This is a genomic window from Acinetobacter sp. CAU_H_S170_2, from assembly GCF_058890445.1.
Genome location: NZ_JBZYAE010000001.1, coordinates 764,048 through 782,139 on the forward strand (window position 1 = coordinate 764,048; position 18,092 = coordinate 782,139).

Annotated in this window: 16 protein-coding genes and 2 tRNA genes; all 18 read left to right on the forward strand. The window is 39.2% G+C overall.

The genetic code is table 11. The features are described from left to right. The first annotated feature begins 235 nt into the window (after positions 1 to 235). The 18 genes from greB (at position 236) to AC5EUN_RS03840 (ending at position 18,084) form a co-directional block, all read left to right on the forward strand. The gene (gene greB / locus AC5EUN_RS03755) at positions 236 to 730 is read left to right on the forward strand and encodes a transcription elongation factor GreB (protein ID WP_004695648.1); all 495 of its coding nucleotides are present in this window, start codon (positions 236 to 238) and stop codon (positions 728 to 730) included. Between the two features lie 89 nt (positions 731 to 819). Then, positions 820 to 909, forward strand: a tRNA-Ser gene (locus AC5EUN_RS03760). 219 nt (positions 910 to 1,128) lie between these two features. Continuing rightward, a tRNA-Ser gene (locus AC5EUN_RS03765) sits at positions 1,129 to 1,218 on the forward strand. Between the two features lie 788 nt (positions 1,219 to 2,006). After that, positions 2,007 to 2,267 (forward strand): hypothetical protein, encoded by a 261-nt coding sequence (locus AC5EUN_RS03770; protein ID WP_002058491.1) that lies wholly within the window; start codon positions 2,007 to 2,009, stop codon positions 2,265 to 2,267. 17 nt (positions 2,268 to 2,284) lie between these two features. After that, positions 2,285 to 2,866 (forward strand): hypothetical protein, encoded by a 582-nt coding sequence (locus AC5EUN_RS03775; RefSeq protein WP_347757692.1) that lies wholly within the window; start codon positions 2,285 to 2,287, stop codon positions 2,864 to 2,866. Between the two features lie 11 nt (positions 2,867 to 2,877). Continuing rightward, positions 2,878 to 3,258: a hypothetical protein gene (locus tag AC5EUN_RS03780; RefSeq protein WP_002058070.1), complete on the forward strand. Its 381-nt coding sequence runs from the start codon at positions 2,878 to 2,880 to the stop codon at positions 3,256 to 3,258. 113 nt (positions 3,259 to 3,371) lie between these two features. Further along, the gene (locus AC5EUN_RS03785) at positions 3,372 to 3,671 is read left to right on the forward strand and encodes a hypothetical protein (RefSeq protein WP_058972173.1); all 300 of its coding nucleotides are present in this window, start codon (positions 3,372 to 3,374) and stop codon (positions 3,669 to 3,671) included. 111 nt (positions 3,672 to 3,782) lie between these two features. Beyond that, entirely contained in the window at positions 3,783 to 4,820 is a 1,038-nt protein-coding gene (locus AC5EUN_RS03790; RefSeq protein ID WP_493352163.1) for a DUF932 domain-containing protein, read from the forward strand. A gap of 144 nt (positions 4,821 to 4,964) precedes the next feature. Then, on the forward strand, positions 4,965 to 6,044 hold the full coding sequence (locus tag AC5EUN_RS03795; RefSeq protein ID WP_151833972.1) for a YqaJ viral recombinase family nuclease: 1,080 nt from the start codon (positions 4,965 to 4,967) through the stop codon (positions 6,042 to 6,044). A gap of 142 nt (positions 6,045 to 6,186) precedes the next feature. Further along, entirely contained in the window at positions 6,187 to 7,086 is a 900-nt protein-coding gene (locus AC5EUN_RS03800; protein WP_151833973.1) for a recombination directionality factor, read from the forward strand. A gap of 145 nt (positions 7,087 to 7,231) precedes the next feature. After that, positions 7,232 to 7,819, forward strand: coding sequence for a restriction endonuclease subunit S (locus tag AC5EUN_RS03805; RefSeq protein WP_032051726.1), 588 nt, complete (start codon positions 7,232 to 7,234; stop codon positions 7,817 to 7,819). Positions 7,820 to 7,827: 8 nt separating this feature from the next. Then, positions 7,828 to 9,108: an N-6 DNA methylase gene (locus tag AC5EUN_RS03810; RefSeq protein WP_151833974.1), complete on the forward strand. Its 1,281-nt coding sequence runs from the start codon at positions 7,828 to 7,830 to the stop codon at positions 9,106 to 9,108. 10 nt (positions 9,109 to 9,118) lie between these two features. Beyond that, positions 9,119 to 9,385, forward strand: coding sequence for a DUF4258 domain-containing protein (locus AC5EUN_RS03815; protein ID WP_061518892.1), 267 nt, complete (start codon positions 9,119 to 9,121; stop codon positions 9,383 to 9,385). Positions 9,386 to 9,493: 108 nt separating this feature from the next. Continuing rightward, positions 9,494 to 11,914 carry a type I restriction-modification system subunit M gene (locus tag AC5EUN_RS03820; protein ID WP_151833975.1) on the forward strand — a complete coding sequence of 807 codons (2,421 nt, stop codon included), beginning with the start codon at positions 9,494 to 9,496 and terminating at the stop codon, positions 11,912 to 11,914. Continuing rightward, on the forward strand, positions 11,911 to 13,134 hold the full coding sequence (locus AC5EUN_RS03825; protein ID WP_493352164.1) for a restriction endonuclease subunit S: 1,224 nt from the start codon (positions 11,911 to 11,913) through the stop codon (positions 13,132 to 13,134). The genes AC5EUN_RS03820 and AC5EUN_RS03825 overlap by 4 nt, the downstream gene beginning before the upstream one ends. Next, positions 13,131 to 14,954: an ATP-dependent nuclease gene (locus AC5EUN_RS03830; protein ID WP_493352165.1), complete on the forward strand. Its 1,824-nt coding sequence runs from the start codon at positions 13,131 to 13,133 to the stop codon at positions 14,952 to 14,954. The genes AC5EUN_RS03825 and AC5EUN_RS03830 overlap by 4 nt, the downstream gene beginning before the upstream one ends. A 1-nt stretch (position 14,955) precedes the next feature. Further along, positions 14,956 to 16,860: an ATP-dependent helicase gene (locus AC5EUN_RS03835; RefSeq protein WP_493352166.1), complete on the forward strand. Its 1,905-nt coding sequence runs from the start codon at positions 14,956 to 14,958 to the stop codon at positions 16,858 to 16,860. A gap of 3 nt (positions 16,861 to 16,863) precedes the next feature. Continuing rightward, positions 16,864 to 18,084, forward strand: a complete 1,221-nt coding sequence (locus AC5EUN_RS03840; protein WP_493352167.1) for an RNA-binding domain-containing protein — start codon at positions 16,864 to 16,866, stop codon at positions 18,082 to 18,084. Positions 18,085 to 18,092 lie beyond the last annotated feature (8 nt).

The window sequence follows — 18,092 nt, forward strand, 5'->3', positions numbered from 1 at the left end:
AGAAGATTATGTAGAAAAACTACATAGATTAAAAAATAGGCAACTAATTTAAGATGTGCGCATAATATATAGCAATTTTAAAAGTGTCAAATTTTGTGCAGTATTTTTTAGAAAAATGTAACATAACGATTTAATTTAATTCAGGAATTTATTTTATAAACTTCTGTTGTGGAGAAATAAGGGATAAAATAATCCTTTGTTGTAAATCAATAAGCAGATTTAGACGGCATTCATCATGAAATCAAACTTAATTACACGTGCAGGTCACGACAAATTGGTGGCGGAATTAAAGCAGCTTTGGCATGAAGAACGCCCTGAAATTACCAAGAAAGTAAACTGGGCGGCGAGCCTTGGTGATCGTAGTGAAAACGCGGATTATCAGTACAACAAACAGATCTTACGTAAGATTGATCGACGGGTTCGCTACTTGGGAAAACGCCTCGAAGAACTTCGTATTATCGACTTTTCTGAAGAGCAGGCTGGCAAGATTTATTTTGGCGCTTGGGTCGAAATTGAAAATGACGCAGGGGAACAAAAAACCTTACGCATCGTCGGAGTAGATGAAATTTATGATCATCACCCGCAGCACATCTCTATCGACTCGCCGATGGCACGTGCTTTACTGTCCAAACAAGTCGATGATGAAATTGAAGTGTTGACGCCAACTGGAAAAAAACACTGGTATGTCAATTCAATTCGTTATGACAGACCTGAAAGTTCAGAGAACTAAAAGATTTTGTTTTAATTTTAGCCACTTGGTGTGATTTTTGAAGAAAAGTATTTGCCAAGTAGATTGAATGTTTATATGATGTCGCCCATGGAAGCGTGGCAGAGCGGTTTAATGCACCGGTCTTGAAAACCGACGAGGGTGTGAGTCCTCCGTGAGTTCGAATCTCACCGCTTCCGCCAAATTCAAAAAACCCTGACTAAGTCGGGGTTTTTTTATGCCTTTTTTAAATTAATTTCTAAAAGATGCCAGAGTTATCGCTCATTTTTCCGGGATATGCAGGCTGTAAAGTTAATATCTTATTGAGATTGAACATTTTTTAGCTGAATAGTGGCTTTTTGAAGGCCGTGAGATGAAAAATATTTGCCAAAAAATATTTTTATTTATATGATAGCGCCCATGGAAGCGTGGCAGAGCGGTTTAATGCACCGGTCTTGAAAACCGACGAGGGTGTGAGTCCTCCGTGAGTTCGAATCTCACCGCTTCCGCCAAATATCTAAATAAGCCCTTGTTTTTACAAGGGATTATTTTTTGTCTGTAGTTTTACCCCTCAACCTACCCCTCATCAAATTTTGGATTGGATTGATTTCTTTTGGTGGTATTTGGAAGATTAAGGAATATAGTTTAATAAGCTGTATTTAAATCTAACTAAATTCTTATTCAAACATTTTTTATTATAAATATTTTCACTCCCCATTTATTTAGCTTGCTTGACGCTCTACAGCGTGCAGATTATCCTTAGTCTGCTGACCTACATCGTCAGCGGGTTTTGACAGACCCTTACCTAAGAACATCAAAAAGTAATTTTTTGGTGGCGAACTCGTTCGTCCCTCCTGCGTTGCGGTAGGACGGGGGAGGGACGCCTTCGGGCGTGCTGATTCTTAGGTTCAGTCTGTCAACCCTTTCTCGTTCTGCCACCATCAATTGACAGTGGTTGTGGTTGAGCTCTATTACCTAAGGAGTACGCCATGCGCTTACATCAATACCGTCTTTTACATTTCTCTTTTTTCATGTTTGTGCCGTTGGGTGATTAGACCTGATGCCGTGCAGTCAATGCATAGCTGTGTCCATGACTTTCTAAGAATAAAACTTTTTCAAGTACATATTACCGATATGAAGATGAATCTCTCATGCTGTTTTGAGGGACGTAGATTTGTGTGCTTTATCGTCTATAACACTTCAAAAAACATAGATATTCATTCCAACATTTATGACATGGGGAACACTGTGTCTGATTAAGACCAAGACCAGTGATGCCTATAAAAAAGAGAAAATGATGATGTTTAAAACTTTCCTAAAAACGACCCTGATTTCATCACTACTTGCAGGCGCATCATTGGCGCAGGCAGGCTGGTTTGCACAAGCCAGTGAATCCTACCTTGTTCAAGCACGTCATACAGGCGGTGGGGTTTATCAATGTCTTTATAAAACCAATCCTGGCAACCGTGGTTGGCGTAATTTTACGGTGAACTTTCAAGGTGGTTGTCCACGCTTTGTTCACTTTAATGCGCAGAATGGTCAAGTCACTGTGCCCAACTAAATGAGGGGAACATTCAAATGAACCAAAAAACCATATTGGGCTTGGCGGCAATCTTAGCCCTGACCTTGATCAGCATCGCAGGCTTCTATTTCTTTAGCCCTAAACACGCAACTGAAAAAATGGTTCCAGCCAGTACTTCTGAGGTCAGCTCTGCACAACCTTTAGAATCTGCCAATTCAGAAGCAGTATCCACTGAGATTGCAGCAGCAGAAGTGGATGGCATCGATGTCAAAGAATTGACCACGGGAAGCAAAAGTCTGAGTTCATCAGATCATGAACCTGAATTGCTGAGTTTTGAGTTTGATCAAAACCTTAAGGCGGCGGATACCTTACTGTCGATGCTGCCTTATGATGAACTGCCTGAATTTGAGCAGGACAATATAGACAAGTATCAAGGCTATATCTTTGCCAAAGCCGTAAAAGATACAGGCAAATCAGTGCAAGACTTTAGCTTACAAGAACATGGCGCACTGGAGTCGGAGCAAGCGGGTAATCGCTACTACGTTTATAAATTTGATAACGGCACAGACTGTGAAATCCATTTGGCCAGCATTGATTTAAATACAGGCGATTATGGCGTGAGCTATAACTACTGCTAAGGATGAACTTGATGAAGCAACTTTTAAAACCCTTACTCTTCGCAGTGACTACAACGACAGGCATCATGTTGAGTGGCTGTAATGCAGGTCTTGATCCAAACACGTTTACGGTCGAACTCGATGTAATTGATACCAGTAACTGGTATGCCCAAAATCAATCCGCTACGGTATTGACCATCCGTTCCAATATTGCAGAGCCTATCGATGTCAGCCATGTTTCTGTCAATCATGGACAATGTCGTTATGAAGGCTATCGTCGATCGTTGGAATATCCGCAGCATTTTAAGATGGGGCAACGTTTAAGACTAAAATTAACAGACTGTAGCTACAGTAATGTGGTGCAGGTTGATGTCGAAACAGATAAAGGCACTGCAAGCTATAGCTTTCAATAGCGACTCTCCTCGACAAAGTAAAATTTAAATCAAACCGTGTCCTCCATGGGCACGGTTTTTTTATGCCCTCAATTCAGCTTTTCGTACCCAATTCATTTAACAAGGAATATTCAATGTCCTTAATTCAATGCCCCTATTGTCAATCCACCTATGTCAGACAGACTGATTCAAGTCATGCAAACGCCAACTATTTCGAACAACTGCAACGCTGTATTTCACCGACACAGATGGCGCTGTTCGGCATGCAGCTTGCCAAAAAGGCAGGATTCCCGCCTTTTACAGGCGCAGCCATCGGTGTTGTGGTGGGTGGTGTATTGGTTATTGTCAGTCAGTACTGCTATGAAAAATATTACAGCAATGCCGAGCAGTATCTCTGTTTGGATTGCCAACAAACGTTTGCATGGGTGCCGTAATCGCATCTCTGACTTTACACGGTTACATCTTTGAATAGATGGATTTTTTAAACCCTTACAGCACATTTCTGCATCTTTACATCTTTCACTTTTATTTGAGGAATAATCAAAATGGCACATCAAATTGAACAAATGGCTTATGTCGGTGAAACCCCCTGGCATGGCTTGGGTAATCAACTCACGCAAAACCAACCAATTGAAGTCTGGGCCAAGCAAGCAGGTATGGATTGGCGTATTGAATCATCCAATGTCAGCTACATGGCTCAAAACGCGCGTGGACAAAGCATCATCATGCCGTATGAAGAACAACGGGTACTGTATCGTTCAGATACGCATGCCCCTTTATCGGTGGTGAGTCAGCGTTATCAAGAAGTCCAACCGATGGAAATTCTGGAGTTCTACCGTGATCTGACTGAGCAATCAGGCTTTGAACTGGAAACCGCAGGTGTCCTAAAAGGTGGGAAAAAGTTCTGGGCTTTGGCACGTACAGGACAAACTGCAGAATTGAAAGGTGGGGATGTCAGCAATGGCTATATTCTGCTAGCAACCGCATGTGACGGTACGTTGGCGACCACAGCACAATTCACCAATATCCGTGTGGTGTGCAACAACACCTTAGCGATTGCCTTACGAGGGCAGAGTTCCAATGCAGGCGTGGTCAAAGTACCGCACAGTACCAAGTTTGATGCCGACAAAGTCAAAGATCAACTCGGTATTTCAGTGAAAACATGGTACGACCACATGTATGAAATGAAACAACTTACCCAACGTAAAGTCACCCAGAAAGAAGCAGCAGCTTATTTTGATGCGGTATTTAACAACAATAGCCTAAGTGCGATGGAACAGGAGGATAACATTATTCAGTACTACCGTAATGTCGCGTCTCAAGCCAATCCACAGCCCAATAAAACTGAACCGAATGGACGTGCCATGACCAAAGTCATGAATATGTTTAATGGGCAGGGACGTGGAGCAGACTTATCTTCAGCCAAAGACACCGCCTATGGACTACTTTGTGCGATCACCGAGTTTGTCGACCATGAACGTCGAGCAATGAGTACTGATCACCGCCTCGATTCGGCATGGTTTGGTGCAGGCGCAGCATTGAAACAACGTGGATTGGAACAAGCTTTACACTTGGCTGTTTAAGCTTGATTTAATCTTGAGATTTTATCATCAGGGCATGTGATCAGCACGATCAAGTGTCCTCCTAATCAACGATCCCTCTTTGCCACATCTTCGGATGTGGCTTTTTTTATGCCGTTTTAAAATCAATGATAGAAGGATAAACCCATGAATCAGATTATAAACCCAACAGTAACGTCTCAATCTCAGTATTTACCAACTATAGCCAATGACAAGCCTAAACAAAGTCAATCAGGTTCAAAACGCAGCTTAAATGCCAAACGTCTGATCAACACCAAACAACTGGACTATCAGGCATGGCTGGAAGTGCGCAAGCAGGGAATAGGCAGCAGTGATGCCGCAGCCGCCTGTGGCTTGAATCCCTATATGTCGATGCTAGAACTGTGGATGATTAAAACAGGACGGGTACAGCAAAACATCGATGATGAAAGCTCAGGGCATGCACCTTTATATTGGGGCAAGCAGCTAGAACCCTTGGTCGCAGAATATTACAGCATGCACACCAATAATAAAGTCCGTCGGGTCAATGCGGTGTTACAGCATCCTGATCCTGACAAAGCCTTTATGTTGGCAAACTTGGATTATGCCGTTGTGGGCAATGAAGACGTGCAAATCCTAGAATGTAAAACCGCAGGGGAATATGGTGCCAAACTGTGGCGAGATGGTGTGCCGTTATACGTGTTGTGTCAGGTACAACACCAACTGGCCGTGACAGGTAAACAAGCGGCACATATTTGTGTGTTGCTGTGTGGGCAGGAAACTAAAATCTACAAAGTCAGTCGTAATGAAGCCCTGATTGAACAGATCATTCAGGCAGAACGGCTGTTTTGGGAGTGTGTTGAAAATGACGTTCCGCCAGCAGTGGATGCCAGTGAATCGGCAGCCAAAGCTTTACAGCAGCTCTATCCAGAACATGTGCCGCTTAGCACCACAGATCTATCTGAGGATGAGCAGGCTAATCAACAGTTTGAGCAACTGCTTCAAGCTCGGAGCCAAATTGACAAGCATCAGGAGCAGTTCGATCTGTTGAAGCACCAACTTCAAGCCAAGATGCAGGAGGCTGAACGTGCCACCTTTAAAGTAGGCTCAGTGACATGGAAAAAGTCGAAGGATTCGATCAGCTTAGATAGCAAGGCTTTACTCAAATCACATCCTGAATATCTCAATCAATTCCCACAAACTAAGCAAGGTTCACGACGTTTCAATATATACAGCAAGGATGATTGAAGTCGCTTTAGCCTAAGTGCAATTCACAAGCAGCACCTCAAGCTCTACTCAAAAATCCCATGCCACAGCGCATGGGATTTTTTTATACCACTTTCATTTTAAACAAACACTGAAACTCATTTAAACAGAAGAGGAAAGCACCATGATTAAAGGTCTAGCAATCACACCACCAATACTCGGGCGAATCAGTATCGGTAAAATGGTGGAAAAGAATGGCAAGCGCATCCCTGAAAAGGATGACCAATTCACCATTACCAGCCAAATCCAAAATAAGGATAGTGGTTGGGTGAAACATCCACTTGATGAACAACTTCGAGCTAAAGCACCCAATCAAAAACTCCGTTCAATTCCAGTCCGTATGATCTTTAATGATCCTGAACTGAATCTACGGGCGGAATACAGTTTATTTGATCGTCAGACAGGACGTCCCGTTTGTGTGGGTAATGGTGAAACCTGCCAACGACTGACTAATCAAGGGGTAGAACAACATCCATGTCCATCCCCTGATTTATGCCCATTAGCACAAGGCGGAAACTGTAAACCTTATGGGCGTTTGCATGTCAATTTAGATGAATCGGATGAACTCGGCACATTCATCTTTAGAACCACAGGCTTTAATAGTATCCGTACTTTGGCTGCGAGATTGAACTACTACCATGCAGCATCGAATGGCTTGCTTTCATGCCTACCTTTACAACTCACGCTGAGAGGCAAATCTACTGCGCAAAGCTATCGTACACCTGTGTATTACGTGGATTTGACTTTACGGGATGAAGTTCATTTACAAGAGGCGATTCAAACAGCTAAAGAAATTGATCAGAAAAGTAAGTTGTGTGGTTTTAATCAGGCTGCTTTAGATCAAATGGCACGGCAGGGTTATGGTAATGCACGATTTGAGGTGAATGCTGAGGAGGGATTAGATTTGCTGGAGGAGTTTTATGCAGAGGACAACCAGCAACAAGACCAGATACCAGTGCATGACCTAAGCCATGTTCAGGATATTAAGAAAGGGTTGCAGCAGTCAGTGCAGGCTTTGAACTAGCTACTAGTGATGAAAGGTACAACAGTATCTTTCATTATTTTTTTGCTACTTTTAAAAAAGTACTAATAAAACTATTGACGAATTAAGCGTGATGTTTTATGATTTCTTTAATAAATCGTACTAATAAAACTATTTTGGAGTTTTGATGAAACTAGATAATGTATTGAGTGTGAAAGTTGGTGTGGCTCAATTTGAAACCACTGATGAGGGTGTAAATAATCTTGCACAAGTAGGTTTGGTTAATGGTGCTAATATTTCTGAATTAGGTGATTTAGATTTTGTTGATGCGGAGTTGAAGTATGTATATGTTTCTGCTGAAAAATTACATGATAACGTTCTGAAAGTTGGTGACATTGTTTTGATGTCTAGAGGGTCAAATATGCGAGCTGCAATTGTAAATCAGCAAGATGCTGACAAAGGCTTAATTGCTTCACCGAACTGTTTGGTTTTAACGGCTAACCTGAACTATGTATTACCAGAAGTTATTGTTGCATTTCTCAATAGCGAGCTTGGTCAAAAAACACTAGATTCTTTAAGTACAGGTGCAACAATAAAAAATGTTCCTGCTCGAAAAATTAAAGATATTGATTTAAGAGTTCCTGATTTAGCAGTACAAAACAAAATTGCACAAATCTTTAAACAGAATATCGAGACCTTAAAAAGCCTTAAGGTATTGCAGATGCAGCAAAAAATTACTGCAAATGCTGCAATTCAAAAATTAATGGCAGAGTAGGAGGCTGTATGAATCTTAATGCGGAAGTAAAAAAACAGTTATTTAAAACGTTTGAGATACTTAAAACAACTTTATCAGTGGATCAAATCCCTGAAATTCTGAGTTTAACGAGTTATAGCGTATATGCAGAGTTTGATGCAGTGAAAACTGTATCGAGTACAGGTGAAAATGAAATATTGAAATATTTTGAAGATTTTGTTCAAAGACATAATTTAATTTGGGTGAATGTTCCAGTTTTAAAAGCTGCTGCACATTCATTTTCAGACATACTTCGGTCTCTTATTACTTTTTATGGTGAATGCACTTCAACTGATGAATTTGGGCGGCAGATTGTAGGTCTTTTACAAGAATGGGTTGGTCTTAATCCATCTTCTTTAGGGTCTTTTTACAGCAGTTCAGAATCGGTGATTGCATTATTCCAGTCCTTAATAGGTGATTGTTCTGATGCTGTACTTTACGATGGCGCATGTGGGATTGGAATGATTGCGAATAGGTTGAACCCTATGAAAGCGATTTTAAGGGATATCAATCAAACGGTTGTGGGCATTACTGCATTATTGTTTAAAATGTCCAGCATAGATGTGGATTTACAGGTTGCAGATACCTTAACGCACAATGAAACTTCTTATAATGTTGATATTGTAGCGAGTACACCACCATTTGGTTTAAGAATACAGTCTCAGTTGGTAGAAAATACTGCATACATTAGAGATATTCATTTGGGAAAATCTATACCATCGAGTGCCTCAGAAAGTCTATGGATTCAGCAAGCCTTATATCAGCTAAATGACACTGGGCGAGCATTTTTGCAAATTATACCTGGTTGGTTGTTTCGTGGTGGCTATGATGCTGCTTTAAGAGAGAAATTAATTGAAAAAGATTGGGTTGAAGCCGTAATACAATTGCCTGAAAAATTGCTTAGTAATAGCAATATTGAAACAGTGCTTTTAGTTTTAAATAAAGCCAAAAACACTAATGGAGTGGTACGTTTTGTAGATGCACGAACTCTAGGTCAGCGTACTCGTTCGCAGACGACATTGATGTTAGAAGACATCACTTTAATTCGTAATTTGGGTATGGGGATTGAGACTGATTCACAGCTCAGTCAAACCATCTCATTACAGCAGATTAAGGAAAATAAATACAATTTACACTGTAATGAGTATTTTGCCTCTGAGATTGAAGAAACAAAGCTAGACTTAAAAGCTGAGAGTGACAAGCTTATTCAGGCACAGCTTAAGTATGAGAAAGCTCAACAAATTTTTAATCAGATTCTGAGTGAAGTTTGAGGAGAAAATTATGATGCAAGTAACCCAGCATGCACAAAAAAGAATGACCAAACGTGGAATTACCAAAGATATGATTGACTTTACTTTGGATTTTGGCGAGACAAAAGGTGATAGATGGGTGCTTAATCGTAAAATGATTGAGCAATCCATTGGTGATTTAGAGCGTAAATTGAGAACGGCTAAAAAATTGAGAGATAAAGGTGGCATAGTAGTTGTTGCTGAGGGTGAATCTTTATTGACAGCTTACGATTTTGATAGCCGCAAAATGGCATATTGATTTAAGGTACCTAAATAGTGGTTTAGCTAAACTACTATTTTCTAAATTTTGAATAGATTATCCAATTAATCATTTATTTGAACAAATGACATAGAGAAACGAACAAACATGGCGATTAAGAAAACAGAACTTTATTCTTCCTTATGGGCAAGTTGTGATGAGTTACGTGGTGGTATGGATGCCAGCCAGTACAAAGATTATGTGTTGACCTTGCTTTTTATGAAATATGTGTCTGATAAATATAAAAGTAATCAGTATAGCATGATTGTCGTACCAGAGGGTGCGAGTTTTGACGATATGCTTAAACTTAAAGGTGATAAAGAAATTGGCGATAAGATCAATAAAATCATTGCATTATTGGCAGAAGAAAATGATCTGAAAGGCGTGATTGATGTTGCTGATTTTAATGATGAAGACAAGCTTGGTAAAGGCAAGGAGATGCAAGACCGTTTGTCGAAGCTGATTGGGATTTTTGAGGGGCTGGATTTATCATCAAATCGAGCTGAGGGCGATGACCTACTCGGTGACGCTTATGAATATTTAATGCGTCACTTTGCAACAGAGTCGGGTAAGTCTAAAGGACAATTTTACACGCCTGCTGAAGTTTCTCGTATTTTAGCAAAAGTTATTGGAATTCGTCATGATACACCACAAGATGCTAGTGTTTATGACCCGACCTGTGGTTCAGGTTCATTGTTATTAAAAGCTAGTGATGAAGCTCCTCGAGGTTTGTCTATTTATGGTCAGGAAATGGACAATGCGACCAGTGCGTTGGCTCGTATGAACATGATTTTGCATGACAATGCGACCGCTAAAATTTGGCAAGGTAATACAATTGCCGACCCACAATGGAAAGATGGCAACGGGCAACTTAAAACCTTTGATTTTGCTGTGGCCAATCCGCCATTTTCCAGTAAAAACTGGACGAGTGGGATTAATCCTGAACACGATAAATTTGAGCGTTTTGTGTGGGGCGTACCTCCTGAGAAAAATGGTGACTATGCGTTTTTATTGCATATTCTTAAAAGTTTAAAAAGTACAGGTAAAGGTGCGGTTATTTTACCGCATGGTGTGCTGTTCCGTGGTAATGCAGAAGCTCGTATTCGTGAAAACCTGATTAAGCAAGGCTATATTAAAGGCATTATTGGTTTGCCTGCCAACTTATTCTACGGTACGGGAATCCCTGCTTGTATTATCGTGATGGATAAAGAAAATGCCCAAGCACGAACAGGCATTTTCATGATTGATGCCAGCAAGGGCTTTATCAAGGATGGCAATAAAAACCGTTTACGTAGTCAAGATATTCACAAAGTGGTGGATGTATTCAGCAAGCAGCTTGAATTACCACGTTATAGCCGTATGGTGACTTTAGCTGAAATTGCTGATAATGAATATAACCTGAATATTCCTCGTTATATTGATTCCAGTGAAGCTGAAGACATTCAAGATTTAACGGCTCATTTACAAGGTGGGATTCCACAGCGTGATATCGAAGCCTTAAATGCGTATTGGAAAGTATTTCCAACGATTCGCACAACGCTTTTTGTTGATGATCGAGAGGGTTATGTAAAGTCATTGGTTGAGGCGGCGCAAGTCAAAAGCACAATTTTAAATCACCCTGAATTTAAATCTTTTGCTGAGCAGAGTTTGCAGCCATTTACCGCTTGGTGTGAACGTGCAGCACTTGGAAATATTCAAGTGGGCGAACAACCCAAAGCCATTATTCATCGTATCAGTGAGGATTTACTCGACAGTTATGCCGATATGCAATTGTTAAGTAAATACGATATTTATCAGATCTTGATGGATTATTGGGATAGCGTCATGCAGGACGATGTATTTATTTTGAGTCAAGATGGTTGGAACTCTGCCAAAGTATTAAAAAAACTGCTTGTCATCAAAGGTGAAAAACTCAAAGAAAGTCCTGATCTGGTGATCAATAAAGATAAATACAAAGCTGAAATTATTGCACCGTCTTTGATCGTGGCACGTTATTTTGCAGTAGAACAAAATAAGATTGATACACAACAAGCCGAACTTGACAGCATTAGCCAAGAGTTGGAGAGCTTTATTGAGGAGCATAGTGGTGATGAGGGCTTATTGGTCGATGCACTGAATGATAAAAATAAAGTCACGGCTGCCACGGTCAAAACTCGTTTAAAAGTGAGTAAAGATGCTGAAGAAATCAGTGTGTTAAAGCAGGTGCAAAAACTATTTGAGCAAGAAAGTACATTGAAAAAAGCAGTCAAAGACTTACAGGATGCTTTGGATCTGGCAGTTTTTCAAAAATATCCACAGCTTGATGAGCAAGCGATTAAAACCCTTGTGGTCGAGGATAAATGGCTTGCGACACTGAAAGCTAATATTAAAGCGGAAATTGAGCGAGTCACACAACAACTTGCTAATCGAGTGAAAGAGTTGGATGAGCGTTATGCAGAACCTTTGCCACAAATTAGCAAAAATGTTGATAGTTTAAGCGATAAAGTAGCTCAGCATTTAAAAGCGATGGGTTTGGAGTGGTCACTATGAGGGAGGAGAAGATACCACAAGGTTATAAACAAACAGAAATAGGGACGATTCCTGAAGATTGGGAAATCAGTGAATTACAAAATGCAGTAGATTTTTTAGATGGATTAAGAAGACCTGTTAAATCTGGAGATAGAGCAAAAATTAGTGGTATTTATCCATATTACGGTGCATCAGGTATTGTTGATTATGTAAACGATTTTATTTTTGATGATGAGTTAATTTTGTTAGGTGAAGATGGCGAAAATATTTTAAGCAGAAACTTACCTCTTGCATTTAAAGTATCAGGTAAAATATGGGTTAATAATCACGCACATGTGATGAAGCCAAAAAATGATTTTGATATTGGTTATTTAACTGACTTTTTAGAAAGCTTAGACTATTCTTTATTAAACTCGGGTACTGCTCAACCAAAATTGAACAAACAAAATTGTTTAAAAATTAAAGTTGCAAAACCTAGCTTAAAAGAACAAACACTTATCGCCACAGCATTATCTGATGTCGATACTTTAATCAGCGAACTAGAAAAACTGATTGCTAAAAAACAAGCGATTAAAACTGCAACCATGCAGCAACTTTTAACAGGTAAAACCCGTTTACCGCAGTTTTCTTTGCGTGAAGATGGTACAAAAAAAGGCTATAAACAAAGTGAGTTAGGAAAAATTCCAGAGGATTGGGAAATAGATAAAATTGGTAATGTTGTATCTATTACAACAGGAGATAAAAATACACAAGACAAAGTTACTGATGGGCTATATCCGTTTTTTGTTCGATCACAACAAGTAGAAAAGATTAACTCTTTTTCTTTTGATGGCGAAGCAGTTTTAACGGCTGGTGATGGTGTTGGGACAGGAAAAATATTCCATTACATAAATGGTAAATTTGATTTTCATCAAAGAGTGTATTTAATGCATAATTTTTTTGAAAAATTAGATGGTTACTATTTTTATATTTTTTTCAGTAATCATTTTTATGAAAGAATTATGTCGATGACTGCGAAATCATCGGTAGATTCCGTTCGACGTGAAATGATTGCCGATATGCCAATTATTTTACCAACTAAACAGGAACAAACCGCTATAGCCAAAATTCTATCCGATATGGACAGCGAAATTCAGGCATTAGAAAAACGCCTTGTCAAAACTCGTCAGATTAAACAAGGTATGATGCAGGAGTTGCTTACGGGGAAAACTCGGCTATTACAAGGAACTGTAAACACATGAGTATTCAAATTGATGTGGTTCGTATTTGTGGATTTCGAGGGATAGCCAATATTGAAATAACACTGCCTAGAGTGGCCGTGTTATTGGGGCAAAACAATGCGGGTAAAACTTCTGTAATTAAGGCATTACAGTTAGCATTGGGGGATTATTCTCGTTATTTGACTGATGAAGATTTTCATATCGGCGATGATGAAAAACGTCAGGAGTTAATCACTGTTGATGTTCGATTTATTGCCACGAATGAAAGTGGTAGAGTAAACGAATTTCCTACGGCATGGCAAAATGAGTTTGGGGATAAAATTCAGTCAGAACCCGATGGTAAACAATATGTTGCTATTCGCACTAGAGTGAAACCAGACAAGGTAAAAGGTGGTTACACCGTGGAACGGTTTCATTTAGAAGTGTGGGCGGCTATAAGTGGCTGGCAAGATGTTCCAGTAAATACTAAAAATAGATTAACTAAAAGGTTGGAAGCGACACCTTTTATTTCGATTGATGCCCAGCGAGATATTCATAATGAGCTAAAGGAAAAGACTTCTTTTATTGGTCGTGTATTATCTAGCGTAGAATACAAAGAAGATGATGTAGCTGAATTAGAGCGTATGGTTGCAAAAGTTAATCAAGAAGCTATTATGAAAAGTGACCATCTCAATAGTTTGAAAACGCATCTCGATAAACTTAATCAATCATTTGCAGGTTCTGGTCAAACAGAACTGACTCCTTTCCCAAAGAAAATCCGTGATCTTTCTAAACGGTTTAGTGTGCATTTTGGAGAGTCTGATAAAGATTCTTTTTCAATGGAATATCATGGCATGGGAACTCGTAGCTGGGCTTCGATGCTAACAGTAAAAGCATTTACCGAATTAATGGTAAAAAAGCATGAGGACGAGGTAGAGCCATTCTTTCCGATCTTGGCAGCAGAAGAACCCGAAGCACATTTACACCCCAATGCACAGCGGACTTTATATAAGCAGTTGATTGATACAACGGGTCAAGTAATTATCAGCACGCATTCACCTTATATCGCTGGTTTGGCAGAATTACATGAAATTAGGTCATTAAGAAAAACTGGCAATTCAGTTGAAGTATATCAACTCAGAGATAACTTTGAAGGTGATGACCTAAGAAAACTAAAAAGAGAAGTTGTTCATTCTCGTGGTGAACTTTTATTTTCTAAAGCCATCGTGTTGTCAGAGGGAGAAACTGAAGAGCAAGCCCTGCCTGAATTATTTGAAGCATATACTGGACAGCATCCATTCGCACTTGGGATTAATTTCGTTGGCGTCAATGGCTCAGGTGCGAAATATCGCCCATTTTTCATTTTAGCAAAAGATCTAAATATTCCATTATTTGTATTTAGTGATGGTGAAGTAGACACAATTATAGGATTGAAAAAGACTTATAACAAAATATTTGGCGATACCGACGTTGAAAATACATCTAATATATTTATTCTAACTGGAACAGATTTTGAGGGCTACTTATTTAGCCAAGGGTTTAATGACTTGATAGAGCAAACTATTCGTGAAGTTGACGGAGAGGGGGAAATTGATGACTGGATTCAGAAAAAAAATGGAGAACTATTAAAACGAATTAAGACAAATAAGCCACCATGTGTAACGTGTAAGCAGCATATTTTTGAAGATGTGTTACGAGATTTTAGTGGGGACGATGGAAGAAAACGAGCTATCCTTGAAATTATTGACTTAAAGAAGCCGCAGTATGCTAAAGCAATTACAGGAAATTTGATTAAATTACCAAAAGAGTCATTCCCACAAAAGATTATTGATCTTTTTAAAGAAATTGAATCTGGAGTCTGATATGAATCTTTCCCAAGCTCAGCGTCAGATTGTTGAAGCACCTATTGGTGGGGCTATTCAAGTCCTTGCATCGGCTGGCTCAGGTAAAACTCGAGTTTTGACTGAGCGAATCCGTTATATTTTGGAAACGACAAAAAAAGAGGGTGTTATTGCTTTAACGTTTACCAATAAAGCGGCTGAGGAAATGAACACTCGTTTGGCTCATAGTGAACACATACAAGATAGAGCATGGATTGCTACAACTCATTCAGTTGCCCAACGTATTTTAGAAAAATATGGTCATACCATTGGATTACCAACGGATTTACATATTTATGATAGAGATCGGGACAGAATGGAAGTCTTTTTGCAATCTCTACGCGATGATGGAATCGAGGTTGATAAGTATTTAGATATTTCTGATTCAAACGAGTTGAAAAGCAGAGAAAAAAAACTTCAAACATATATGGATATTTTTTCAAAAATCAAACGGGAATTGCTGACAGAATCTGGTATATCCTCAGTCTATCCTAATAATAATATTTGGAAAAAATTTCAGGATTATCAACAGTCATTGCTTAACAGCGGTGGCATTGATTATGATGACATTTTGATATATGCCCACAAAATACTATTGACACATGAATGGATTGCAAAAATATATCGTTCCAAATACAAGCATATATGCGTAGATGAGGCTCAAGATCTAAATAAGACTCAATATGAGTTTATAAAAGTATTGTGCGGTGATGTGATCAAAAGTGTTCTGATGGTAGGTGATCCTAACCAAATGATTTATGGATTCAATGGGTCATCAGATCGATATCTCAATGAGGAATTTATCCATGATTTTTATCCTCAACAATTTGAGCTAAAAGAAAACTATCGAAGTACTAAAGCTGTTATTGGGGCAGCAAATAAATTAAGACCAAACTCTCAAACTGAGGTTGAGTATGCTTTAGATGGTAATGTGCAAATTAAAGATTTTGATACAGAAGAAGCAGAAGCAAATGCCGTTGTTGATGAGATTAGGAAACTCTTGGATTTAAAAAGTCATGCCGAAATTGAGGGAGAAATATCCTTAAATAAAATGGTGGTGATTGCGCGGAATAGATTTGTCTTTCACAAATTAGAAGCAATTCTTAAAGACAAGGGAATACCTTATTCATTAAGAAAAGGTGAGAGACAACTTGAACCATCAACAACTTTTGGTAAGGTACTGGATTGTGCTATCCGAATTAAATTAAATCCTAAAGATTGGGTGAACGGTAAAAAGTTATGTCAAGTATTAGGTATTGTAGAACCTGAGAAGTGGGATGTAGATGTCTTATCAAATATGGCAGTTCAGGTTGATGAAACTATTGAGGGGGAAAGCAGTGCATTATTGGCAAAACTACTCTTAACAATTGATGGCTTGGATGTTGAAAATCCTAATATACCTAAATTTATAAAAGAGCTTGATATTGCTTTAAAGTCTTCAGTAGAAAATCAACAAAGCGCACTTAGTGATGAAATAGAAGAAGTTAAATCGAGCCTTGATGAGTTGAATGAGTTTAGTTGTGCATGGACTAAATTTAAAAGAAAGGGCTTGGGGGATTCATTGACGGCATTTAGAAATGCCTTGGCTCTCGGTCAACTTTCAGATCATGATATTGATGGCGCTCTAACTTTAAGTACGGTACATACCATGAAAGGATTAGAGAAAGACATTGTATTTTTAATTGGTATGTGTGAGGGAGTATTTCCTGACTATCGGGCTAAGACAGCTAAAGAGTTAGAAGAAGAGAAGAACAACGCTTTTGTGGCAGTAACACGAGCTCGACGTTGGCTATATATGTCTTATCCTAAGCAAAGAATGATGCCTTGGGGTGATATAAAGTTTCAGGCAGAGTCATGTTTTATTAGATTACTTAGGGCTGGGAAGTAGATCATGCTAAAAACAGAATTATTGGAAATCATTGCCAACGGTGAAAACTCAGGCATTGAATTTAAACGTGATGATATTCGCCCAGAACAATTTGCCAAAGAAGTGGTTGCCATGGCCAACTTTCAAGGTGGGCGAGTGCTATTTGGTGTTGAAGATGATGGCAGAATTAGTGGGATACAAAGACCAGACCTTGAAGAATGGGTGATGAATGTTTTTCAAAGTAAAATTCACCCGATGATTTTACCTTTTTACGAAGAGGTAAAACTTGATGATGGTAAAACAGTTGCTGTCGTGAGTTTTCCGATTGGTATTTCTAAGCCTTATGTATTGCGACATAGTGGTAAAGAAGAAATTTATATCCGTGTTGGAACAACCTCACGCTTAGCAACTCGAGAACAGCAAATGCGTCTGTTTGAACTGGGTGGTATGTTACATACAGAAGTAATGCCTGTACCCCTTACTGATATGAGTTGTTTAGATGATGCTCGATTGATGAATTATATTCGAGATATTTTGCGTGATCCTGATGTCCCACAATCAACAGAGGCATGGCAAGCCAGATTACTTGGATTGGGTTTTCTGACCGAAGCTGCTGGAAATATTTGCTGCACGATTGCAGGTTTGATTTTATTTGGTAAAAATCCACGACGCTATTTAAAGCAAGCTGGTTTAAGAGTAATGGCATTCTATGGTGATGATAAAGACTATCAAACGGCTTTGGATGAAATTCTTGATGGTGCAATGGTTGGTCGCTGGGATATGAGCAATGGAGATAAGCGTTTGATCGATGGGGGCATTATTGAACGTTTTATGCAAGCCATGACGCCATTTATTTCACAACAATCGGCTGAAGTAAATATAGAGTTAAGACGAGAAACACAGTGGTTTTATCCTCTTGAAGCTGTACGTGAAGCATTGATTAATGCTTTGGCTCACCGTGATTGGACACGTTTTGTAGAAATTGAGGTTTCTGCTTATTCAAATCGGCTTGAAATTATTAGCCCAGGTACATTACCCAATTCAATGACTGTAGAAAAAATGAAAGCAGGTCAGCGTTCGCCTCGTAATACCATTGTGATGGAGGTCTTGCGTGATTATGGTTATGTTGATTATCGTGGTATGGGCGTAAGAACAAAAATTGTACCTTTGACCAAAGCATTAACAGGTAAAGAACCTGAATTTGAGCTTACAGAAGATTATTTAAAAACAGTTTTGTATCGCTAGATAAGGAT